Origin of the sequence: Rarobacter incanus, assembly GCF_006715765.1 — a bacterium.
Lineage (GTDB): Bacteria > Actinomycetota > Actinomycetes > Actinomycetales > Cellulomonadaceae > Rarobacter > Rarobacter incanus.
Genome location: NZ_VFNV01000001.1, coordinates 1,200,502 through 1,224,339, shown reverse-complemented (window position 1 = coordinate 1,224,339; position 23,838 = coordinate 1,200,502). Strand labels below are relative to the sequence as shown.

16 protein-coding genes and 1 tRNA gene are annotated in these 23,838 nt (G+C 63.6%); 13 read left to right on the top strand and 4 right to left on the bottom strand.

Going from position 1 to position 23,838, the window contains the following annotated elements; genetic code table 11:
• Nucleotides 1–22 precede the first annotated feature (22 nt).
• Nucleotides 23–1,714 carry a glucose-6-phosphate isomerase gene (gene pgi, locus FB389_RS05220; RefSeq protein WP_142113569.1) on the bottom strand — a complete coding sequence of 564 codons (1,692 nt, stop codon included), beginning with the start codon at nt 1,712–1,714 and terminating at the stop codon, nt 23–25.
• Nucleotides 1,715–1,953: 239 nt separating this feature from the next.
• Between pgi and FB389_RS05215 the strand changes: the two genes are divergently transcribed.
• The 5 genes from FB389_RS05215 to FB389_RS05195 all read left to right on the top strand — a co-directional run bounded on the left by FB389_RS05215 (nt 1,954) and on the right by FB389_RS05195 (nt 8,473).
• Nucleotides 1,954–3,240 (top strand): efflux RND transporter periplasmic adaptor subunit, encoded by a 1,287-nt coding sequence (locus tag FB389_RS05215; protein WP_170207881.1) that lies wholly within the window; start codon nt 1,954–1,956, stop codon nt 3,238–3,240.
• Nucleotides 3,240–3,983, top strand: coding sequence for an ABC transporter ATP-binding protein (locus FB389_RS05210; protein ID WP_142111683.1), 744 nt, complete (start codon nt 3,240–3,242; stop codon nt 3,981–3,983). Before FB389_RS05215 ends, FB389_RS05210 begins: the two co-directional genes overlap by 1 nt.
• 50 nt (nt 3,984–4,033) lie before the next feature.
• Nucleotides 4,034–5,200, top strand: a complete 1,167-nt coding sequence (locus FB389_RS05205) for an ABC transporter permease (protein ID WP_246043531.1) — start codon at nt 4,034–4,036, stop codon at nt 5,198–5,200.
• An 88-nt stretch (nt 5,201–5,288) separates the two neighbouring features.
• On the top strand, nt 5,289–6,350 hold the full coding sequence (locus tag FB389_RS05200) for a hypothetical protein (protein ID WP_142111681.1): 1,062 nt from the start codon (nt 5,289–5,291) through the stop codon (nt 6,348–6,350).
• Entirely contained in the window at nt 6,347–8,473 is a 2,127-nt protein-coding gene (locus tag FB389_RS05195; protein ID WP_142111680.1) for an efflux RND transporter periplasmic adaptor subunit, read from the top strand. Before FB389_RS05200 ends, FB389_RS05195 begins: the two co-directional genes overlap by 4 nt.
• A 713-nt stretch (nt 8,474–9,186) precedes the next feature.
• Here the strand turns inward: FB389_RS05195 and FB389_RS05190 are convergent.
• A complete protein-coding gene (locus FB389_RS05190; protein WP_142111679.1) occupies nt 9,187–10,785 on the bottom strand; it encodes a sensor histidine kinase in 1,599 nt (532 codons plus the stop codon).
• Between the two features lie 10 nt (nt 10,786–10,795).
• On the bottom strand, nt 10,796–11,560 hold the full coding sequence (locus tag FB389_RS05185) for a response regulator transcription factor (RefSeq protein ID WP_142111678.1): 765 nt from the start codon (nt 11,558–11,560) through the stop codon (nt 10,796–10,798).
• Nucleotides 11,561–11,719: 159 nt separating this feature from the next.
• On the opposite strand from FB389_RS05185, the gene topA reads away from it, so the two are divergent.
• The 8 genes from topA (at nt 11,720) to FB389_RS05145 (ending at nt 22,790) form a co-directional block, all read left to right on the top strand.
• The gene (topA, locus tag FB389_RS05180) at nt 11,720–14,437 is read left to right on the top strand and encodes a type I DNA topoisomerase (RefSeq protein ID WP_142111677.1); all 2,718 of its coding nucleotides are present in this window, start codon (nt 11,720–11,722) and stop codon (nt 14,435–14,437) included.
• A gap of 80 nt (nt 14,438–14,517) precedes the next feature.
• Complete coding sequence (locus tag FB389_RS05175; RefSeq protein WP_211344954.1) at nt 14,518–15,027, top strand: DUF4190 domain-containing protein; 510 nt, start codon at nt 14,518–14,520, stop codon at nt 15,025–15,027.
• A gap of 46 nt (nt 15,028–15,073) precedes the next feature.
• A complete protein-coding gene (locus tag FB389_RS05170) occupies nt 15,074–16,141 on the top strand; it encodes a Gfo/Idh/MocA family protein (RefSeq protein ID WP_142111676.1) in 1,068 nt (355 codons plus the stop codon).
• 59 nt (nt 16,142–16,200) lie between these two features.
• A complete protein-coding gene (gene tmk / locus FB389_RS05165; RefSeq protein WP_142111675.1) occupies nt 16,201–16,848 on the top strand; it encodes a dTMP kinase in 648 nt (215 codons plus the stop codon).
• On the top strand, nt 16,845–18,026 hold the full coding sequence (locus tag FB389_RS05160; protein WP_246043530.1) for a DNA polymerase III subunit delta': 1,182 nt from the start codon (nt 16,845–16,847) through the stop codon (nt 18,024–18,026). The genes tmk and FB389_RS05160 overlap by 4 nt, the downstream gene beginning before the upstream one ends.
• A 5-nt stretch (nt 18,027–18,031) precedes the next feature.
• A complete protein-coding gene (locus tag FB389_RS05155; protein ID WP_142111673.1) occupies nt 18,032–19,600 on the top strand; it encodes an alpha/beta hydrolase in 1,569 nt (522 codons plus the stop codon).
• A gap of 435 nt (nt 19,601–20,035) precedes the next feature.
• On the top strand, nt 20,036–20,608 hold the full coding sequence (locus tag FB389_RS05150) for a hypothetical protein (RefSeq protein WP_142111672.1): 573 nt from the start codon (nt 20,036–20,038) through the stop codon (nt 20,606–20,608).
• Nucleotides 20,609–21,950: 1,342 nt separating this feature from the next.
• A complete protein-coding gene (locus FB389_RS05145) occupies nt 21,951–22,790 on the top strand; it encodes a hypothetical protein (RefSeq protein ID WP_142111671.1) in 840 nt (279 codons plus the stop codon).
• Between the two features lie 708 nt (nt 22,791–23,498).
• On the opposite strand, the gene FB389_RS05140 is transcribed toward FB389_RS05145, so the two are convergent.
• A tRNA-Thr gene (locus FB389_RS05140) sits at nt 23,499–23,574 on the bottom strand.
• Between the last annotated feature and the right edge of the window lie 264 nt (nt 23,575–23,838).

Genomic DNA, 23,838 nt, shown 5'->3' with positions numbered 1-23,838 from the left:
CGGGGCCGCCACCGCCGCGCCTCTAGTTCGTGCGCATCTGCAAGTATTTGGTTATCAGCAAGCGCGTCGAGGGGTCCTGATCGGCCAACGCCAGGCCATCACCGGTCACCGCTGGCGCGATTTCGAGGGCCAGTTTCTTTCCGAGTTCGACCCCCCACTGGTCGAACGAGTCGATGCCCCACACGATGCCTTGCACAAAGGTGATGTGTTCGTACAGTGCGATCAGCTGGCCGACGACCGCGGGCGTGAGCGCGGGCGCCAAGATCGAGGTCGAGGGCCGGTTGCCGCTGAAAACGCGGGCCGGAACGATGCTCTCGGGGGTGCCCTCCGCGCGCACCTCGTCGGCGGTCTTCCCGAAGGCCAGGGCCTTGGTCTGCGCGAAGTAGTTGGCCAGGAACAGCGCGTGGACATCGGTTCCGCCGTCTTGGAGGGCGCGCGCGGGATTGGCCACCGCGATGAAGTCCGCCGGGATCAAGCGCGTCCCCTGGTGGATGAGCTGGTAGAAGGCGTGCTGGCCGTTGGTGCCGGGCTCGCCCCAAAAGACCTCGCCCGTTTCGGTGGTGACGGGGGTGCCGTCCCACCGCACGGACTTGCCATTAGATTCCATCGTCAACTGCTGCAAGTAGGCGGGGAACCGGTGCAGGTACTGCGCGTACGGAAGCACCGCGTGCGTGTGCGCGCCGAGGAAGTTCGTGTACCACACGTTGAGCAGGCCCATGAGGACCGGCACGTTCTGCGCGAACGGCGTGGTGCGCGTGTGCTGGTCAATCGCGTGGAAACCGCCGAGGAACTCGGCGAACCGGTCGGGGCCAATCGCAATAGCAACCGAGGTGCCGATAGCGGAATCGACGGAATAGCGGCCGCCGACCCAATCCCAGAAACCGAAAGCGTTGGTCGGGTCGATCCCGAATGCCTCGACCTTATCCAGTGCCGTCGAGACCGCGACAAAGTGCTTCGAGACGGCGTCCGTGCGCGCCTCGTCGGAGTCGTCGATGATGCCGCGTGCGGACAGCTGCTCCCACAGCCAGGCGCGCGCGAGGCGCGCGTTGGTCAGAGTTTCCAGGGTCGTGAAGGTTTTGGATGCAACGATGAAAAGCGTGGTTTCGGGGTCCAGGCCCGCGGTCTTCTCGTAGACGTCCGCCGGGTCGATGTTCGAAACAAACCGCACCTCTAGGCCCTCTTGGACGTACGGCTTGAGGGCCTCGTAAACCATGACCGGTCCCAAATCGGAGCCGCCGATGCCAATGTTCACGACCGTCTTGACGGGCTTGCCCGTGACGCCGACCCACCGGCCGTCGCGCACCTTATTCGCGAAGGTGGCGATGGCATCGAGCACGTCGTGCACGTCCCTATCAACGTCCTGGCCGTCGACGACCAGTTCGGGTTCCTGGCCCGCGGGACGGCGCAGCGCCGTGTGCAGGACCGCGCGATCCTCGGTGACGTTGATGTGTTGACCGCTCAGCATCGCCTCGAAGCGTTCGGCCAGATTCACCTGCTCGGCCAGCTTCACCAGCAACTCGACGGTCTGATCCTCGATGAGGTTCTTGGACAGGTCGACGGTTAGGTCCGCGGCCTGCAACGTGAAACGCTCAGCGCGATCGGGGTCTTTATCGAACCATGCGCGCAAATCGGGCTTGGATTCCGCCGCGTGAGTTTGCAACTGCGCCCACACGGAAGTCGTCGTGACATCAATCGGAGCTGGCTGATCGGCCACTTGGTCCTCGTCTCTTAGTTCTTGCTGGGTGATGACAACGCGCGCCGCGCGAATAAGTACGACGCCCTCACTCAAACCCTACTTGTTGCGCGCGTGCGGTGGGCGATCCGATCGTCCCGACAACGTTGCCAGAAATTTGCACAGGTTGGGCACAGGCGCGCAAAAGAAGTTCTTCAAGTCCGGTTCCTAGCGTAGTGACGACAGTGATGGACACTGCTGACACTTTGAGGAAGTTAAAGATGAAGCTAGTTGCGCGGTTGCGGGGCAAACCCACGTGGAAATGGCTGGTGCCGTTGATCGCCGTTGTGGTGGTCGCGGCGCTGGCAGTGACCTATTTCGTGATGCGCGGAAACCGAAGCGAAGCGGCACCGGCCGCCCGTACGACCACCGCGACCGCGGCGACCACGACGATGGAGAAATCGGTTACGGCATCGGGGACCCTCACCCCGGCCGTCACGCAGGACGCCGCCTTTGAAGCGTCCGGCACCGTGACAAAGGTGTACGTGAGCGAAGGAGACACGGTCAAGAAGGGGCAAAAGCTCGCCCTGATCGACACCACGCAACTGACCGAAGCGAAGCTGGCGGCAAAAGTCACCTACCTCTCGGCGCTTGCCGACTACCAATCCGCGAAGGCCGATGACGATGGAACGGATCTGACCGACGCGCGAATCAGCGCCACCAAGTCTGCGCTCAAGATTGCGAAGAAGGCGTACAAGGAAGCCAAGGCCGCGATGAGCGACAAGGTCTTGAAATCGACCGTGGCGGGACTTGTGACGGCGGTGGACCTCGAGGTCGGGGACGTAGTGACCGGCACGTCGTCATCGACCTCTTCCGCGGCGAGCGGCACGTCCGGCTCGGGGTCGCAGGGCGGCACGACGTCGGGTGCAAGCTCGCAATCCGCTGCGGCGTCCACGACGTCGGGAACGATCACAATCGTTGGAACCGATGATTGGGAAGTTTCGACCACCGTTTCCGAATCCGATATACGGAACATAAAGACCGGCTTGCAGGTGCAGATGACGTCGGATGACCTAACCGACACGCTCTACGGAATCGTCAGCGAGGTCGGAAAGATCCCCAGCACGTCATCGGGTGCAATCGCCTACCCGGTCACCATTGCCGTTACGGGCAGCCCGGAGGGCATCTACGACGGGGTGAGCGTCGACATCGAGATCATCTACGAACGCCGTACCGACGTGCTGGCAATTCCATCCGCCGCCGTCACGACCAGTGATGGTGCCTCAACGGTCGAACTGGTTGGTGCCGACGGAACAACGACCACCGCAACCACCGTCGAAACCGGGGAGACGTCCGGAAATATGGTCGAGATCACCTCGGGCCTGAGCGAAGGCGATACGGTGCAATATCAGCCGTTCTCGGGCACGGGCAACAGCTCGCAAAGCGGCTCGGGCGACAGCGGGGAAATGAGTGGATTCCCCGCAGGCGGTGACTTCACGCCGCCCTCAGGCGGCGGCGGCCAGGGGGGTCCTCCTTCCGGGTTCGGCGGCGGTCAGGGCGGCAACTGATGGCCAACACACAATCGCCGCGGGCCGGTACCACGCCCCCTGACTCACAGCCCGTCATCGAACTCGTCGGTGGCCGCAAGACTTACCGCAGCGGCAGCATCGAGTTCGAAGCGATGCGCGGGGTGGACGTCACCGTCAACCGCGGCGATTACGTCGCTATCACCGGCCCGTCCGGCTCCGGCAAGTCAACGCTTATGAACATCCTGGGATGCCTCGATGTGCTCACCGCCGGCGAGTATCGGTTGGCGGGGCACGTCGTGGCCGACCTGGACGAGACCGATTTAGCGCTGCTGCGCAACGAGGAGATTGGTTTCGTGTTCCAGCAGTTCCACCTCCTTCCCTCCCTGAGCGCGCAGCGCAACGTGGAGCTTCCCCTGGTGTATCGCGGCGTGCCGCGGGCCGAAAGGCATCGGCGGGCGCTGCGCGCGTTGGAGCGCGTCGGCCTTGGCGACAAGGCCGCAAACCGGCCCGGTGAGATGTCCGGCGGCCAGCAGCAACGAGTCGCGGTGGCCCGCGCATTGGTCGGGGAGCCTGCACTATTGCTTGCCGACGAGCCGACCGGAAACCTCGATTCAACTTCTACCAACGACGTGTTGGCGCTGTTCGACGACCTGCACGAGCAAGGAAGAACGATTGTGTTGATCACCCACGAGGTGGAAGTCGCGGAGCGCGCCGAGCGTCAGATCCATATGCGCGATGGGCTGGTCGAGGAACTCAGCCTTTCCAAGGCGGGTGCGCGATGAATTGGGCAGAAACTACGTCGACCGCCTGGCACGCCATACGGTCACACGCCATGCGATCGCTACTCACCGTGCTGGGAATCCTGATTGGAATCGCCGCGGTCATCCTGACCGTCGGATTGGGTTTGGGGACGCAGAAGGACGTTAGCGAGCAGATTTCTTCGCTGGGCTCCAACCTGCTCATCGTCACTCCCGGGTCAAGTACCGATAGTTCGGGCGTGCGGGGAGGATTCGGCACGGGGGCGACCCTCACGGTGTCGGATGCGGATGCGATGGCCTCCAGCGTTGCGGTTCCGGATGTCGCGGCGGTAGCCGCGGAAAAGACATCGTCGGAATCGGTCACCGCGGGCGACACCAACTGGACGACCACGGTTACGGGCGTGACGGATGACTGGCTGACGGTGCGATCACGTACGGTCTCCATCGGCTCGTTCGTCGATCCCGATTCCACCAACGAAGTCGTCCTCGGCCCGTCCGCGGCGGAAGAGCTGTTCGGCACGACCTACGTGGTCGGGCAGACCGCGACCATTGCAGGAGCCGATTTCAACGTTGTTGGCGTGCTCGCGGCCGAGGGATCGAACTCTACGAGCGATCTGGACGACATCGCGATCGTGTCGATGCCCGCGATGGCGGACACGATTGTCGGCGGGACCCAGCGCGAAAGCGTGAACACGATCTATCTCAAGGCCACCGATACGGACACGATCTCGGCCGCAAACCAAGAGGCGACAAACCTCCTGCTGAACCTTCACTCGATCACCAACGCGGACAACGCCGACTTCACCATCTCGTCCCAGGATTCTTTGGTGAGCACAGCCACGTCGGTGTATCGAACTCTGACGGTTCTGCTGGCCGGAATCGCCGCCCTTTCGCTGCTTGTAGGAGGCATCGGGGTCATGAACATCATGCTCGTATCCGTAACCGAGAGGACCCGCGAAATCGGGCTCCGCAAGGCCCTTGGCGCACCGCCGGGCGCGATTCGCAGGCAGTTCCTGGTCGAAGCATCAATCCTGGGGTTCAGCGGAGGCATCGTCGGTGCGCTCCTGGGAATCGCGGCGGCCAAGGTATTGCCGGCACTGCTCGGGTCATCGGTCGTGATATCGCCGGTGGCGGTCGTGGGATCGATCGGGATCGCAGTCGCCATCGGTGTCATCTTCGGCGTGTACCCCGCGGTGCGGGCCGCCCGCCTAGCGCCAATCGACGCGCTGAGGGCGGAATAGTACCGCACCTGTCGAACCTCCCTCTCGACCACCTCGGATGCGCTGCAGGCCCGCGCACCGCAATTCTTCGATCCGCAAAGGAAAAGCAATGAAATCATCCATCCTCATCTCGCCGCGCATCACCGGCATTCTCGGCCTGGCGGCCGTCGCCGGGGTGGTGCTGGCGGGCTGCTCGTCCTCCGCAAGTTCGAGCACGACGGCGGCGCCCTCCGCCGCGGCGCAGTCCTCCGCGGGCGCAGCCCAAGAAGATACTGGTGATCGCGTGTCCGGTGAGATCGCGCTGGTGTCAGGGACCATCGCACAAGTCCAGGGATCGTCCTCCCAGACGGCCGTGCAATGGAACGACGGGACGACCTTCACCGTCGAGAAGACGGGTAAGGCCGCGGACATCACGGTCGGCTCCTGTGTGGTTGCGAGGGCGGACGCAACGGATAGCGACGCGGGCGCCGACACCAGCGACGCGAACTCGACATTCACCGCAACCACGGTCCAAGTCTCCGCGGCGAGTGACGGAGAATGCCAGATGGGCGGCGGCATGATGGGCGGCGGGGGACCGGGCGGCGCGCCGAGTGGCGCGCCGCCCGGGCAGAGCGACGGCCAAGATTCCGGTCAAGCGGCGCAGGACCAATCGGGAACCGGCCAAGGCGGGCAACCCCCGGCCGATTCGTCCGGATCGGACGCGACTGGCTCGGGCCAGTCGGGTCCGGGCGGAGCAAACGGCCAGATGGGCTCCGCCGCTTTTGGTGAAGTAACAGCAGTAGACGGTGACACCATCACGGTCAAGAGCACCATGCCTTCGATGCCTGCCGGCAACGATGCCACCGCGTCCACGGACTCCACCGATTCGTCGGATGCAGCCGGGCAAGGAACAGCGGGCGGCACCGGGGTGACAAGTTCACAAGAGACGGAGCGCTCGTTCACAATCACGAGTTCGACCACGATCACGAAGAACGTTAGTGGGACCGCCGATGACGTTGTCAAGGGAAGCTGCATGGTCGCCCAGGGCGAATCGGACTCGACCGGAACCGTCACGGCCACCACAATCGCGGTGAGTAAGAAGGGTGATGACGGCTGCAATTCAGGTGGATTTGGCGGCGGGCGCGGGCAGGGCTCGAGCGGGCAAAGCGACGATCAGGGGAGCGAACAATGATGGCGAGGCGTAAACGCGGCAAGCTCAAGACCGCCGTCGCAGGGCTGGCCGTCGCGGCAGTGCTAGTTGGCGGAACGACCGCATACGCGTTGAACCGCGAGCCCGCGGCGAAGTATCGCACCGCCGCCGTCACGAAGGGCACCGTGAACCAGACGCTCGCCGTGACGGGGACCGTGGCCTCGGTCAACCGCAAAGATGCCGCCTTCGCGGCAGATGGAACCGTTGCCTCGATCAAGGTGAGCGTCGGGCAGGAAGTCGAGGCGGGCGACACGCTTGCCAAGCTCGATGCGGACGAATTGGCGGACACGATCAAGGACGCGCGCGAGACGTTATCCGATGCAAAGACACAGCTAGCGACCGATTTGGAGACGCAATCGGGGACGTCGAGCACGTCGTCGACCACGTCCGCCTCGAATGCCAGTTCGTCGACGTCCGCAACCATCACCAACGCGTCGTACACCGCGCAGGAATCGAAGTCCGCCGGTACGGGCACCGCTACCGCGGCATCCGCCGTGTACATTACGTCGAGTTCCGTGGCGGCGAGCAGCGCCAGCGCGCAAACCGTCGCCGATACGTCCACCAGTGCCGAAACGGAGCTGAAGGCAGCACAAGCCGCATACGATACCGCCAGTGCGGCCGTGGCGGCGGCGCAAAAGGACCTGGTCGACGCATACGATTCCATCTCCGGCGATATCTCAGACTCGGACGACGATCTCTCCGATGTCGTCGGGTCGGCCGGCGCCTGCGCGGCGTTCCTTGCCGTCACGGATCCGTCCGACGAGGACGCCGCCACATACCTTGCAACCTGTCAGGAAGCGATACAGAAGGCGCAGGGCAGCCTGGCTTCCGTGCAGGAAGCGCAAAGCACGTTGCAATCGCTGGCAAAGACCCTCGATAACAAGGTCACCGCGCTTGACGATGCGGCCACCGCGCTCGCCGCCGCCGCCAAGAAGGTGGCCAGTGAGCAAAGCTCATCCAACAGCGGGGACGGGTCTTCGAGCGGATCGGGTAGCAATTCCGGTTCCTCGGGTGGTTCCGGCAGTTCCGGGTCATCGAGCGGATCCGGGTCGAAGGACGAGTCCGGGTCGGCGGGTGGTGCTGGTTCGAAGGGGCAATCTGGTTCCAACGGGCAGTCGGGCACGCAAGCGGGTGGTTCTACGGCAAACGGCGGGATGCCGGACCAGAGCGCGGCAGGCACGGGCAGCCAATCGGGGACCGGAGGCTCGGCGCCCTCGGACCAGAGCGGCTCCGGTGCAACCCAAGGTGGCACTTCTGGATCGGGCGATATGAGCGGCTCCTCCTCGTCGGCGGGAACCGGAGGCTCGGCGGGGTCGACGTCTTCAACGGTCACCGCGGCAACGATCCTGGCGGACAGGGCCCAGATCACCGTGGCCCGCACTCAACTTGCCGCCGCGAAGCAGGCGGCAAAGAGCGGTACCCTCACCGCGCCAATCAGTGGGACCGTGGCGGACATCAGCATGGCTGTTGACGACTCCGTGACGGCGGGCGACACATCCAAGGCCGTAACCATCCTGGGACCGGATGGCTACTTGGTCGAGGCCACTGTGTCGCTTGCTAACGCGAAGCTCTTGGCGGTCGGGCAGACGTTCACCGGAACTACCTCGGGGGTCGGCGAGATCAGCGGAACCGTGTCGAGCGTCGGGATAACCAATGTGTCGTCCGGCGGAACGCCACAGTACTCCGTGGTCTTCGCGGTGGACAGTACTTCCACTGGACTCAACGAGGGCGCCTCCGCGGCGCTCACCGTCAACATTGCGCAAAAGGCTGACGTCATTTCCGTTCCGAGCTCGGCGATCACGCGCGACGGCACGACTGCAAGCGTTCAGGTCGTGACGAATGGCGAGGCGAGCGTCCGGACGGTCACCGTTGGTGCCGTAGGGCCAGAACTCACCGAGGTCACGGACGGCCTTGAGGTCGGCGAGACCATCGTCCTGGCGGACCTGACGAAGGCAATGACAAGTGACGACGACGAGTCTTCGTCGTCCCTGTCAGACCTTTCGGGTGGTTCGTCCTCCGGAAGCGGCTCCGGCTCGGGCGGCGCAATGCCCGGCGGCATGAGTGGTGGCATGCCGTCTGGAATGAGTGGGGGTCCGCGCGGCTAGGTGGTGTGGCCGCGCAGGCAGGTGTCGGGCAACCGTTTTCGGGGGCCCGGCACCTGTTTTTGTGGGGGCGGTGTGTACCGATCGAGTGCTGGCGTTCGTTGATCGAGTGCGCCGAGGCGTGTATCGAGATCGGTTGGTGTGGTGCAGGGGGTGATCTCGATACGCGCGCTTTGCGCGTTACTCGATCGGCGGGTGGCAAGGGTGCGCGTTACTCGATCGGCGGGTGGCAAGGGTGCGCGTTACTCGATCGGCGGGTGGCAAGGGTGCGCGTTACTCGATCGGCGGGTGGCAAGGGTGCGCGTTACTCGATCGGCGGGTGGCAAGGGTGCGCGTTACTCGATCGGCGGGTGGCAAGGGTGCGCGTTACTCGATCGGCGGGTGGCAAGGGTGCGCGTTACTCGATCGGCGGGTGGCAAGGGTGCGCGTTACTCGATCGGCGGGTGGCAAGGGTGCGCGTTACTCGATCGGCGGGTGGCAAGGGTGCGCGTTACTCGATCGGCGGGTGGCAAGGGTGCGCGTTACTCGATCGGCGGGTGGCAAGGGTGCGCGTTACTCGATCGGCGGGTGGCAAGGGTGCGCGTTACTCGATCGGCGGGTGGCAAGGGTGCGCGTTACTCGATCGGCGGGTGGCAAGGGTGCGCGTTACTCGATCGGCGGGTGGCAAGGGTGCGCGCTACTCGATCGGCGGGCGGCCACAGCCCCCGCCGGATGACCTACGCGCTTGCCCCGGGCAGCCAGACGTTGAACGAAGTCTTACCGTCACCAGACGATACGTCGACCTTGCCGCCGTGAGACTTGACTATCGCGGCCACTATCGCGAGGCCCAGGCCGGTCGACCCCCCGGACCGACTGCGCGCACTGTCGGCGCGCGTGAAGCGCTGGAAAATCCGGGGCAGCAGCTCTGGTGAAATGCCCGGACCGTTATCGCAGACATCAATGGTTGCGCCGGTGGAGGTTGCCGCCACCGACAGCGTCACCCGCGTCCCCGCCGGAGTGTGCACGCGCGCATTCGCCAGGAGATTGGCGAACACTTGGCGCAGGCGGGCCTCGTCCCCGGGTATTTCAACGGCGGAATCATCAGGAAGATCGAGCACCCAATCGTGGTCGCGCCCCGCCGCATGCGCGTCCGTGATCGCATCGATCGCTAGCGCGGAGAGATCTACTTGCTCGTGCGCCAGCCCCCGCCCGGCGTCCAACCGCGCGAGCAGCAACATGTCCTCGACCAGTCCGCCCATGCGTATCGCCTCGGAGTGGATACGGTCAATGGAGCGGTGCGTTTCCGCCGAAAGCTCCTGGTGAGACCGTTCGATGAGCTCCGCGTAACCGCGAATGGAGGCGAGCGGGGTGCGCAACTCGTGACTCGCATCGGCAACGAATTGGCGCACCTGCATTTCGGATTCGTGGCGGGCCGCGAGCGATGTTTCGACGTGGCTGAGCATCGTGTTCAAAGCCGTGCCCACGTGATCGACTTCCGTTGCGCCATCGGTGTGGACCGGGACGCGCGGAATCACATCGACTTCGCCGCGGGACAACTCCATCTTCGATACCGCCTGCGCGGCCGTTGCCATCCGGTCTAGGGGGCGCAGCGACCTGCGCACCAGGATGGCCCCCAAGAATCCGGCCACTATCACAAGTAGCGTGCTCGCTCCGACGGAAACGACCAGGTAATCGCGCAGGGTGGTTGTCATTTGGGTCATCGGCATCGCTGTGATGACCACGGAATCGGCGTGATCGGTGCGGGCTATAACGCGCATGGTGCCTAGCTCGGGAACGCTGACGGAGCGCGCCGATGCGTCGCTCCTGACCTTTTGCAGGGCCGCGATTTGCTTGTCGGTCAGTGTGGTGTATGCGCCCGACTCCGGGTTGAAGTATCCGGCGTCATTGACCACGCCGTTGGTTACGCGCACAACGATTGTGCCGCCGATGACGGCATTGGGAATCTGGTCACCGGGACTTGGAACCGTCGCATCCTGGGATGAGTTCGCGTCGGCCGTCGTATTCGATGAGGGACTCGATCCCGTTTGCGCGCCCGCGTCCTGGGGCGCGCCCGCGCCATCCTGTCCGCCCATAGTTTGGGAGTCGGCGGAGCTATCAGGGGGACGAGGCCCCCGCACCCCCGCGGCGCGCCCCGCCACCATGTCCAGTTGCGTATCGAGCTGCTTGTACAGCGTCGACTGCAACGAGAAATACGACACGGTGGTCGTAATCGCGCTCAATACGGCGAGCAGGGCGACAACCAGCGTGACGATTTGCGTGCGCAGGGGCGCGCGCGCCCCGTACACCCTGGCGCGGCCGGTGCGCAGGCGAGCCAAGGAGCCCACCTTACTGTCCGGTGGGAGCGTCGGCCGCGGGCTTGAGAATGTAGCCGACGCCGCGGATCGTGTGGATCATGGGGGAGCGGCCCGCATCGATCTTGCGGCGCAGGTAGGAGATGTACAGCTCGACGATATTGGCGTGCCCGCCGAAGTCGTAGTTCCAGACCCGGTCCAGAATTTGCGCCTTCGAAACAACTCGCTTCTCGTTGCGCATCAGGTAGCGCAGCAATTCAAACTCGGTGGCGGTGAGCCGCACCTCTTCGCCCGCGCGCGACACTTCATGGCTGTCCTCGTTCAAAATGAGGTCGCCGACGACGATCCGTGATTCGGGCTGAGCGGTCTCCAGGCCGGAGCGGCGCAGCAGGCCGCGGATGCGGGCGGTGACCTCTTCGAGACTGAATGGTTTGGTGACGTAGTCGTCGCCTCCGGCGGTCAGGCCGGCGATGCGGTCCTCGACGGAATCGCGCGCGGTGAGGAAGAGCACGGGCATATTGGAATCGATCTCGCGCAGCTTGCGCAAAACGGTCAGGCCGTCCATGTCCGGCAGCATGACGTCCAGGACAACGACATCGGGACGCGATTCGCGTGCGCCCTTGAGGGCGTCGTTGCCCGTAAGCGCGACGGCGACATCCCAGCCTTCGTACCGCAGCGCGGCACTGAGGAGTTCGGCGAGGTTAGGTTCGTCATCGACGACAAGGACGCGCACCGCGCTACCATCTGACCTGACAAGTTGCCCCGCGGCGGCCTGCGTTTTCGTGTTGGTTGATCCCATATGTCAATACTCCATGAATCACTGAGTAATTGCCTTGGCAAAACCTGTGGGCAACCTATGAAATTGAGAATGTTGGTAGCGTCTGTAGTCTGGTGTGTCGTCGCGCCCCATGAAAACGTCGTAGGCTCATGGGGCACAGAACCGTGACGGGAGTGGTGAATGTCCGCAGGACGCAAACTGGTGATCGTTGAGTCTCCGGCAAAGGCTCGCACGATTTCGGGGTACCTAGGCGACGAATACGAGGTCGAGGCGTCGGTGGGGCACATCCGTGACCTGCCGCAGCCTTCCGACTTGCCTGCGGATATGAAGAAGGGGCCGTTCGGTAAGTTCGCCGTCGATGTCGAGAACGGGTTCGAACCGTACTACGAGGTGTATGCGGACAAGAAAAAGAAGGTCCGCGAACTCAAGGCGGCGCTCAAGGACGCCGACGAACTCTACCTCGCGACCGATGAGGACCGCGAGGGTGAGGCCATCGCGTGGCACCTCTTGGAGGCCCTCAAGCCCAAGGTGCCCGTGCACCGGATGGTATTTCACGAGATTACCCGCGAGGCCATTGAACGCGCGCTGGGCAACACCCGCAGCATCGATGCGCGCCTGGTGGATGCGCAAGAGACGCGGCGGATCCTGGATCGCCTTTACGGGTACGAGGTTTCACCCGTGCTGTGGCGCAAGGTGCGCCAGGGGTTGAGTGCGGGGCGCGTGCAATCGGTCGCGACTCGTTTGGTAGTCGAGCGCGAGCGCGAACGCATGGCCTTCATCTCGGCCGGCTATTGGGATCTTGCTGGAGTTTTTGCGCCGCTGACCGGGCCCGACGCGGGCCACGCGTTCGAGGCGCGGCTGCTGCTCCTTGACGGCAAGAAGGTCGCGACCGGTCGCGACTTCGACGATCAGGGAAAGCTCAAGAATCGGGACGCCATTGCGATGGACGAGGCCGCCGCCCGCGCATTGGTCGCCGCCCTGGAGGGCCGGCCCGCTGCGGTTTCGAGCCTGGAGACCAAGCCGTACACCCGCAAGCCGGCCGCGCCATTTACGACATCGACCCTGCAACAGGAGGCATCGCGCAAGCTGCGCCTGTCTTCCAGGCAGACCATGCGAGTCGCCCAATCCCTGTACGAAAACGGTTACATCACTTACATGCGCACCGACTCGTCGGCGCTGAGCACGCAGGCGGTCAACGCGGCGCGCAAGCAGATCAGCGAACTGTACGGCGCGGACTACGTTCCCGCCTCGCCGCGCGTTTACGCCAAGCAGGCCAAGGGGGCGCAGGAGGCGCACGAGGCCATCCGGCCCGCCGGTGATTCGTTTAGGACTCCGCAGGATGTCAGGGGCACGCTTTCGGGCGAGGAATTCCGGCTCTACGAACTGATCTGGAAGCGGACGGTCGCCAGCCAGATGGCGGACGCGCGCGGCAACACGGCGACTGTGCGCATCGAGATGGAAACCGCCGCCGGCGGCGGGCAGGTGGCTACGTTCGGTGCCTCTGGCACGGTTGTGACGTTCCCGGGGTTCTTGGCGGCCTACGAGGAATCGCGCGATGCCGATCGTTATTCGAAGGCAGCAGACAGCGCCGACAAGCGCCTGCCGCAGATGGCCAAGGGTGATGCGCTGAGCGCCGATGAGCTTTCGGCCGAGGGGCACGCGACGACCCCGCCACCGCGTTACACCGAGGCTTCCTTGGTGCGTGCGCTTGAGGAACGCGGGATCGGGCGACCGTCGACGTACGCGGCGACCATCTCTGTGATCCAGGATCGCGGTTACGTCACCAATCGCGGGCAGGCGCTGGTGCCCAGCTGGTTGGCCTTCGCCGTGACGAGGCTGCTTGAAGAGCACTTTGGGCAGATCGTCGACTACGACTTCACGGCGCAAATGGAGGCCGATCTGGACGCCATCGCGTCCGGTAACGAGGACCGCGTAGCCTGGCTCACCAAGTTTTACTTCGGGGGGGACGGCGAGGCCGACCGCGCCGGCCTGCACGATTTGGTCGCCGACCTGGGCGATATCGATGCCAAAGACATCAATTCGGTGATGATCGGCAACGACATCCGCGTGCGGGTGGGCCGATACGGGCCGTATTTGGAGGATCTGTCGGCGCCCGTCAAGGAGGGCGAAAACCCCCCGCGTGCCTCCATTCCCGATGACATAGCTCCCGATGAACTCACCGTCGAAAAGGCGAAGGAACTGCTGGCGGCCGGCGCCGACGGCGGGCGCATCTTGGGGATCGACCCGGCCAGCGGTCACGAGATCGTGGCGAAGCCGGGAAGGTTCGGCCCGTACGTGACCGAGGTGCTGCCGGAACCTGTTCTGGAAGAGGGATTGAGCGCGGCCGCGAAGAAACGGGCGCTCGCGGCGTTGCCGAAGCCGAGGACCGCCTCGCTGTTCAAATCGCAATCGATCGAAACTATGACACTCGATGACGCGTTGCAGCTGCTCTCTCTGCCGCGTGTGGTCGGAACCGATCCCGAGACCGGCACCGAAATCACCGCCCAGAACGGCCGGTACGGCCCGTACCTGAAGCGGGGAACCGATTCGCGGACGATCGGTTCGGAGGAGGAACTGTTCACGATCACGCTGGAGCAGGCTCTGGCGATCTACGCGCAACCCAAGCGGGGAAGAGGCGGCACGAGCGCCAGCGCGCCGCTGCGGGAGTTGGGGCAGGATCCGACCTCGCAGAAGCCGATCGTGATCAAGGACGGGCGATTCGGGCCCTACGTGACCGACGGCGTCACCAACCGGACACTGCCACGCGATGCGACCGTCGAGTCTGTAACCTTTGACCAAGCGGTCGAATTGCTTGCCGAGAAGCGGGCCAAAGGACCGGCGAAGCGAACGGCGCGGGCTCCGCGGCGGGCGGGGAACTCGTCGGCGAAAAAGAAGTAATCACAGTGGGCGATCGCCCGTCGTAACTTCGGTAGCCTCGGTAGGCTGGGAGGGACGGCTTGGTAAAGGAGGGCAGAGCGGTGGACGAACCATACCGCGGATACAGGTACGACCAAGGCGGGGCCGTGCCGCAGGCCGACTCCGCTGGTGGCAAGAATCCATACGCCGCGCCGGTCCAGTCTGAGTTCCCGCAGCCCGGCTACTCTCAGCCCGGCTACTCTCAGCCCGGCTACTCTCAGCCCGGCTACTCTCAGCCCGGCTACTCTCAACCGGGCTATACCCAGTCGGGCTATACCCAGTCGGGATATTCGCAGGTCGGGTACGCGCAGCCCCCGGCTGGCGTCACCAACGCGTTCGCGATCGTCTCGCTGGTAACGGCGGTTTTGGGGCTCGGGCCGGTGCCGGTTGTTTTTGGGCATCTCGCGCTGAACAAGATAAACCGCACGGGAGAATCCGGCCGCGGCCTCGCGATCGCGGGCCTGATCATCGGCTACCTAACAATCGCGCTCTACCTCTTGTTCGTTGTCGTTATAGTTGTGGCGCTGGCCTCCGTGTCTGGCGACGGCATGGCTACCGCAACGGCCGTATAGCTGCGCCGGAACTGGCCCGCAGCGACCGATCGAAGGGATCACGACAATGGCAATCTGCATCGACGATCTGCCCGCCGCGAGGCCGCTCGACAAGGGGGCGCCGGTGCCGGATCCCTCGACAGCACCGGCTATTCGCTGGGGGATTTTGGGCGCCGGAGGCATAGCGCGCATGTTTGCGCGCGCGGTCCAACACCACACGGTTTCCCAGATTGCGGCGGTGGGATCGCGCAGCGAAGAAAAGGCGCGTTCCTTCGCGCACGACTTTCACGTCCCGCGCGCCTATGCAAGCTACGAGGACCTGGTTGCGAGCCGCGACGTTGACGCAATCTACGTTGCGAGCCCCCACTCGCACCATCGCGACCACGCCCTGCTGGCGCTCGAGGCTGGCAAGCCGGTGCTGGTGGAGAAAGCCTTTGCGCGCAACGCGACCGAGGGCTTGGAGATTTTTGAACGAGCGCTCCGCTCCGACCTATTCGCTATGGAGGCGATGTGGACGCGCTTCCTGCCGGCCACAGCATTGGTCCACGAGATAATCAACTCGGGACAGATCGGCGAGATCGTTTCGATCATCGCGGACCACGGGCAGCGACTCGATTTCGATCCGTACGGGCGTCTTCTCAACCCCGCGCTCGCTGGCGGGGCGTTGCTGGACTTGGGTGTTTACACGGTCGCTTATGCGCACGATTTTCTCGGGGCGCCCGCGTCCATGCAGGCAACCGGGAAGCTCACGGACACCGGGGTGGACGGGCAGGCCGCGCTACTCCTTGACTATCCTGGCAAGGCGGTCGCAGCGCTGCACACGACGCTGTGGGCGAAAACGGCGACGACGGCGGTCATCGCGGGCAGCGAGGCGTGGATCGAGGTCCCCGGGGACTTTTACTGCCCCGCATCGGTTCGCCTGCACCTGCCTGACGGGCTCACGAAGGAGATTTCGCCCGGATTCCCGGCCGGACACGCGGGGCTGGCGTTCGAGGCCGCGGAGGTGGCGCGGTGCATCGATGCCGGGCAGATTCAAAGCGCCCGCAATCCATGGCGCGACACGATCGAGGTGCTTACCGTCTTGGACCGGGCGCGCGCCGCGCTTGGCGTCGTGTATCCGGGTGAGGGCGACTAGTTATCCACACGCCCGGCGGGTGCCGCATGCGCGACCGGGGGAGCCGTTAGGCTTTGGGGGTGAATCCAGACGCTGCTGTTGACCCCGAGGCGGGCATTTTCGTCTCCTTTGAAGGAGGCGACGGGGTAGGCAAATCCACCCAGATCGACTTGCTGGCGAGCGCCCTGCGTGCACAGACCGCCCGCGAGGTGATCGCAACCCGCGAGCCCGGTGGAACAGCGCTGGGAACGCAACTTCGCCAGATGGTGCTGCACGGACGCGACATGAGCGCCCGCGCGGAGGCGCTGATCTTCGCCGCAGACCGCGCCCAACACGTCGCTGAGATAATTCGCCCGGCGCTGGCTCGCGGCGCGTTCGTGGTAACCGATAGGTACGCGGATTCCTCGATCGCGTACCAGGCGGCCGGGCGCAAACTATCCGTCGATGACGTCGAGGCACTTTCGCGGTGGGCGACGGGTGGGTTGCAACCCACCCTCACCGTGTTACTGGATATGAGCCCCGCCGTCGCAGCGGCGCGCAGCAATGGCGATGCCGATCGGATGGAGAGCACCACCGTTGAGTTCCGCGAGCGGATCCGCGCAGCGTTCTTGGAACGTGCCGCGAGCGACCCGCAGCGCTGGCTGGTGATTGATGCGAGCATGTCCATCGCGCGGGTGCATGGGGAGATTATGGCCGAGTGCGGCAGGAGGGGATGGGTCAATTCGTGAGCGAATCCAACGTCTGGGATGAGTTGGTGGGGCAACCGGGGGCGGTCGCCCAATTGCAGCGTGCGGTCAGGGATCCCGCGTCGATGACGCACGCGTGGTTGCTGACGGGGCCCCCGGGGTCGGGCAGGTCGAATGCCGCACTGGCCTTCGCCGCTGCATTGGAATGCCCCAACGGCGGGTGTGGGACGTGCGCGTCGTGCCGCTCGATCGCGGCCGGGACGCATCCGGATGTAACGGTGATGCGCACCAACAAGGTCACGATCACGATTGATGAGGTGCGGGAGCTGGTATCGAAAGCCGGGCGCACGACCGTGAGCGGGCCGTGGCGGATCATGATGATCGAAGACGCTGACCGCATGCTCGAACGGACCACGAACGTTTTGCTCAAGGCGATCGAGGAACCGGCACCGCACACCGTCTGGATCCTCTGCGCGCCCAGCCCGCTGGACGTTCTGGTGACGATCCGTTCGCGTTGCCGACAGGTGGGCCTGCGCGTTCCTGCCCCCGAGGCCGTCGCCGATCTTATCGTCAAGCGCGATGGAATCGACCGCGAAACTGCGTTGACAGCGGCGCGGGCCGCGCAAAGCCACATCGGTCGCGCGCGCAGATTCGCTCGCGAACCGCAGATCCTCGCGCAACGCAACGCGGTGCTGGAAGAGGTCCTGCGGCTCAGCGACGTTACCGGCGCGGTCGCAACCGCCGGCAGAATCATCGCCGCGGTGAAGGCGGAAGCCGGCGCGGTCGCCGATCAGGTTGAATCTAAGGAGCGCGCTCACCTGCTGGCGACGCTGGGGGCGCTGGACCTCAAGACGCTGCCTCCCGCGGTGCGGGCGCAGGTGCGCCAGCTAGAAGACGACCAGAAGCGCCGCCGCAAGCGCCGCGAGACGGACACGATCGACCAGATGCTGACGGACATCTCAGGGGCCTTGCGCGACGTCCTGGTCGCGCAGTTATCGGCCGAGGTGCCCGCAATAAACGAAAAGCTCGAAGACGCGATCCTGGCCTGCGCCAATCGCACCGAACCGTCGCACGTGGTCGCGGCGATCGACGCAGTGCGGACCGCGAGGCTACGCATCGAGGGCAACGTGGCGCCAATACTCGCCGTCGAGGCGATGCTGATCGCGATCGCGATGCCTGCCGTTTCCCACCTGGCCGCCGGGCCGCAAGGCGCGGGGTGAGCTAGGTGAGCGCGGTGGGACGCAAGTTCGTTGCCTTGCTGGCGGCGGGGACCGCTATCCTGGCGAATCTTGGGTGTTCAGCGCCAACCTACGACAAGGTGCAGGTTTCGCTGCCCACGTCGAGCGACGGCGGGCAGGGGCAGTTGGCAACGGGGGCGAACGCGGAAGCCGATCGCAGCATCCCCAAGAATCTGCGCAGGTATTACCGGCAGGCAATCGACTGGTCCACCTGCGATGGCTCATTCGAGTGCGGGAGCATCACTGTGCCGCTCGACTGGGCGGACCCGGGCACCGCCCAGGTATCCATCGCGTTGAAAAAGCTGCCGGCGGCCCGTAAGGCGCAGGGCTCGCTGCTCATCAACCCCGGCGGACCAGGCGAATCGGGAACCGAATTCGTGACCCACGTCAAGCGCATTTTCGGGCAGGACACCCTCAACGCCTACGACGTGATCGGCTTCGACCCGCGCGGTACCGGTCTGAGCAGCGGTATTCGCTGCTACTCCGACGAGCGGTGGGACGCCCGCCTGGCGCAGTCCTTCCCCTTCACGGCCAGCGGGATGGACGAGGCCCGGGCCTCGTCCCGCATGTTTGCGCAAGCCTGCAAGGCCGCGGTGGGGGACCTGCTGGCCCACGTCGACACCCAGTCGGTTGCCCGCGACATGGACGCGATCCGCAGCGCGCTGGGGGAGAAGAAGCTGAACTATCTGGGCTACTCGTACGGCAGCCTGCTCGGAAGCACCTACGCGGCGCTCTTCCCGGGACGGGCCGGGCGCATGGTGCTAGACAGCGCGATCGATCCGCGGGTGGACCCGGCGCAAATGGAAATCGACCAGGCCGCCGGCTTCGAAGCGGCGCTGAAGTCATACGTTGCTTACTGCCTGGAACAATCCGGGTGCCCGTTATCCGGAAGCGTCGATGACGGCCTGGCCCAGATCGCGACCCTGCTCGATGACGTCTCGCAATCGCCACTGACCGGTGCGGATGACAGGCAACTGACCCAGAGCCGTGCGCTTGTCGGGATCATCTATCCGCTGTATTCACGATCGCTGTGGCCGGTGCTCACCAGCGCGCTCGGGGAGGCGATTCGGGACCGGAATGGTTCGCAACTCCTTGCCAATTCCGATTCGTACGAATCACGCAACGAGGACGGTTCCTTTGATGGGACCGCGGGGCAGGCCTTTGTTGCCATCAGCTGCCTGGAACCGCAGACGACGCTGACGCTCGCCCGCGGCACCGAGATAGCCGACTCGATCATGCGGGCGGCGCCGACCCTGGGCGATGCGTGGGTGCAGCGGGTGTGGGACTGCTACGACTGGCCCTACTCCCCGATCGAGCGTGACTACGACGTCAGCGCGCGGGGCACCGGGCCCATTGTGGTCATCGGGTCGACGGGCGATCCCGCGACCCCGTATTCGTGGGCGCAGGGGTTGTCCGAGGTGCTGGACGGCGGCATCCTGGTCACCTATGAGGGCGAGGGACACGGAGCCTACGGCATGTCCAACGACTGCGTCCTTGGCGTTGTTGACGACTATTTAGTCAGTGGCACTGTGCCGAAGGATGGGACAACCTGCTGATCCAGAGCACAATGGTTCATCGCGTTCGAGTGACCGCAAAGCAATCTGAAACAAAAATGGAACGCAGCACGTAACACTCCCGCATCATGGCCCGACTAACGTCGTCCTATGACATCGTTAGCGTTGGAAGTTCTGCCAGTGCAAGCGGCGATGCATGCGTGCCTCGCCATTCCGGAGCACCGCAATATTGTGGCGCTGGCCTCGGCCAAATTTGAGCGCCCGCAGTGGGTCGTGACCCCGGAGGAATCCGCAAGTTCCCGGCAAGCACCCAAAATGTCCGGGGGCGCGCGTTTTCGCGGCGCCATGTCGGCGCCCGATCCTGTTGACCCACAGTTCGCGTTGACTCCAGAGATTGTCCTTACGGGGCCTTTGCCGTTGGGACCTCGAGAGGCCCAACAGTTGGGGCTTTTGGGTGTTCCACACAGCATATTCGTGTTGCCAGAGGTTGAACCGGGACACGTCGCCGAATTGCGCGAATGGGCGCTGGCCGTGGCTAAGCACTGTTGGGGTGGCGTGATCCAGGAATCGGGAACGATTTTGCGTCCCGACCCAGAATCACTGGTCGATCTGCGGCTATATTCGCCAGACCCGCAACCGATGTCGATTGTGCAAGAGGTCGTGCGCAGTGTGTTGCCGCGAGCCCAGGAATATCAGGATTCCGACGGGACAACCGCGCTTTACACCACCTTGGAATACGACGGGACCATCGTCATCAAACGGTCACGGGCAACCCGTGACTTGCCGCCGGCGCTTGCGACCGTCGACTGGCGTGACTACGGTCCGCACGTTTACGAGGTGTCGTGGATTCCACCAGACCCTGAGGAGCTAACCCAAGAGATGCCGTCATCGTTGCACATGATCGCACGGCGGCGCGCGGCGCCAATGGTCGCACGTACCATGGCGATGCTGCAGCAAAAGTTTGAGGGCACGGTGCTAGATACCGAGGACTTTATGGTTCAGTCCGAGGCGCTGCAGGCGCGGGCGCAAGGTAAAAGCCAGGGAATATAGCTAGCGGGGCTGGCCCATGGGTCGGCCCCGCAAAGGCAGCATCAAGGCAACAAACGAACCGAATAAGGAACCCTGGAACAGACCGCATAATCGGGGCATGCCCACGACTTTCAGACGATCCCAAAGCTGCGTCGAACAGGCGAAACCCGCCGCCAGGGTGAGCTGCGGTGTGAGCCATGATCCAGAACAGGATGCTGACTTTGCGTGGTCTACCCCTTGATCTGGATGACGACGACTGCGACGATGCGGTGTTCTGGAACTACCAGATTGGCCGGCTGTGGAATCGAGTGGTCCGGGAAATACGGCGAATTGTACCGTCGATGGCGTATGCGCTAGCCCGAGAGTGGCAGGCGAGAGGGTCGCTCCGTGTGAACGCGGTCCTGCGCTTCCCGCAGGTGAGTACGTTATGCCCGCGATCTTAGCGAATATCGCGCGGACTGCGTCCATAGTGGACACATGCGGGCAGCGTTACCACTTCGGGACTCAGGTGAAGGCTGATCCGCTGATTGCTGAAGGAAAAACCGTCCAATCGATTTGGTACATGACCAAGGCCGTGCAGTACATGGTGAAGGACGTGTCCGATGGGGGCGGTCCGTCGTCAGATTACGGGCGTGAGCATGGGCGGCGACTCCACTATGCTGCTCACCTGATGGCCTGCGATAAGGCGGCACGCGGCCGCCACTCGCTTTTCTTTAAGGCTCGCGCACACGATCAGGGGGGCGCTCGGTCGCGGGTGGTGACAGTGAGCGATGCGCGAGGACGTGCCACGTCGGAACACACGCGATGGTCACTTACAGGCCTGACGCGTGCGGTGCAGCGCCGTCATCGTCAGGACTATGCGGCGCTGATGGCAAAAAGCGAAGCTTCCTGCTCTGACCGGTTCGTCTGGGCAGTAGCTGCTCGTCGACTAGTTGATGGCGAACGAGCCGCCACCGCCTTAGACCGTGTGTTGAGGAACGTCCACGGACGGGCACCTGATTGATGAGCCTCGTAGGTCCTGCCGCCGGGGTTCCGGCGTGTCGGCCAGGGACTCCGTAGCGCGAGGGTCCCGCTGTCAGCCGTCCGTGCAGGTGGGACGCGTGTCATACCACGGCCAGTTCTAGCAAACTGAGACGTCAGGTTGCGCGAGAATCGGCCTCAGCGCCGTGGTATGGCATGCGTCGTACTGGAGCAGGTTGCTAGTGGGAGCGCCGGGGTAGCCTGGACGGGCGCTGGACGCCCAAGGCAGGACCGGAGGGGTCGGCCGACTGCCTCGGAAGGTGCTCCGCACCGACTAAGCAGTTGAGGACTGATGCAATCCAAGTGGACTCAGTCTCTTCAGTGTATACTCAGGAAAACTTGAGTGACGCTGTTGATTACAAGGATGTGGGAATCAGTGTGGAAGAACAAAAGGCAACTTGCAGCAAGCGCAGTGGCAGTGATGCTTGGCCTTTATATTGTCGTTGCGGGCAGCACAAGTTCGACTGCAGCTGATACCCGACCAAATTCGACGCAAGAAGCACGACCGCCGTTGAACGGTGACGGCTACGTGGTGCTCTACCCCGATTCTGAGGGTTTCTACGAGCCATCGGCCGAATTCGGCTCTGCAGCAGCGGAACAGTCCAAACTCTTGAACGTAAACGACAGGGATGCTGACCCTTTCGTCGTGCTGGCTGAGGCCGATGGCTCGTTGCCTAGCGGCATGACAATCCAAGACATCGAAACTATCGTGCTCGCCAAACGAACTGGAAACTTCGGAGACGCAATCGAAATTGCTGACAACTTAGGTGCCACTCTCTTATCGAGCGATGAATCCGGGCGCACTGTCGAACTCACAAGTAGTTCAGATATTCCTTCGACCGCAGCTAAGGCAAACGTTCGAACTTGGGCTGCTCTGGCCAACGCTTGGTCTCCGTCCTACGAGGGCGACACGATCATCGGCGTCGACTGGGGCGTCAAAATCGCGTACACATTCACTGTGACCGAAGGATCGAACCAGGGTGCCGCCGGTCGAGGATACGGCTACTACCGTGGCTACAACGGCAGTGTCTTCGGAACCTGGTCGCAGTATTACAATCTGGGATCTGCGTTCAGTAATACTGCTACTACGAAGGCAGTTCCGTGGGGGAACGTTGCTGGGAAAGCTCGTTTCAAAGCGACGTCACTTGCTTCTATCTATGCGGCAGGCAAATGGAACACCTGAAGTGGAGAAATCAGTGAGCAATTTTCCGATACCCCACAGGATTAATGATGCGGTCCGGCGATGCTTCATCTGGGGAATAGCGTTGAATGTCTTGGGACCCATTGTTGCTGTCTATGGTCCCAAAGTTTTCGCGAGCCTGGCTGAGGACCGCATCACGAACCAGGTCATTAACCCTGGTCTTGACATCGTTGATCTTTTGATCACAACAATGCGGTGGACCCTTACCCCCCTGGGTTGCTCCTTGATTGCTGCTGGGATCGTAATTAGGGTTTTGGGTTCGATTGTTGTATCTCCGCCTTTGAAAGATACTGACTTTGATGTCCTTCCTGAATAGCGTCGAACGGGCTGTCACACGAGTAGATGATGCCTGATTTGGCTTGCCCGGAAGGGCGGACCTGAGGGTCCATTGTGTTCGGGCCGTATGCGTATTAGTTCCGTGATGATGTCGTGCGAGGCCGTGTTGGCGAATCGCGCGAAGCACGTATGCGGAGCCGGTTGCTGGAGCAAGAAAACGCAGCGCGACAGCGAATGGTGGCGTAGCTGTCGTACGCGAAACTGTCCGAAGTAGTTCAACCCGTTTATGACTAGGCTCGCCTCGAACGACAGGGAGTAGCCTCGGAAAAGGAAAACGGTGAACAATGTGAGCACGGTCGCGAAGAACCTGCCGCGGAATCGCGGAAGAATCCGCGAAAAATCAAGCATCCCCTATGGAGCCGCCTACCAGAATCGAACTGGTGACCTATTCATTACGAGTGAATCGCTCTACCGACTGAGCTAAGGCGGCGTGGCCTACGCGTGGTGACGCGCGGACCGCCCACTACTGTACTCAACGATAGGGAAAATGCAAAAGTCGGGGCAGTGGGGCCTCCCTTTTCGCGGGGGCGTGCCGCACTGCCCGCGCGGTGTCGGTGCATTCCTTTGGCGAAGGCGCCCTGGTACAGGCGGTCATGGTGCGACCGCGACACGACGCATGGAGCGCTCAGTAATTGCTAACTGATTACCCAGCCGCAGCCATGGCTCTTTGCGGATTCGCAAAGTACTCTAAGAC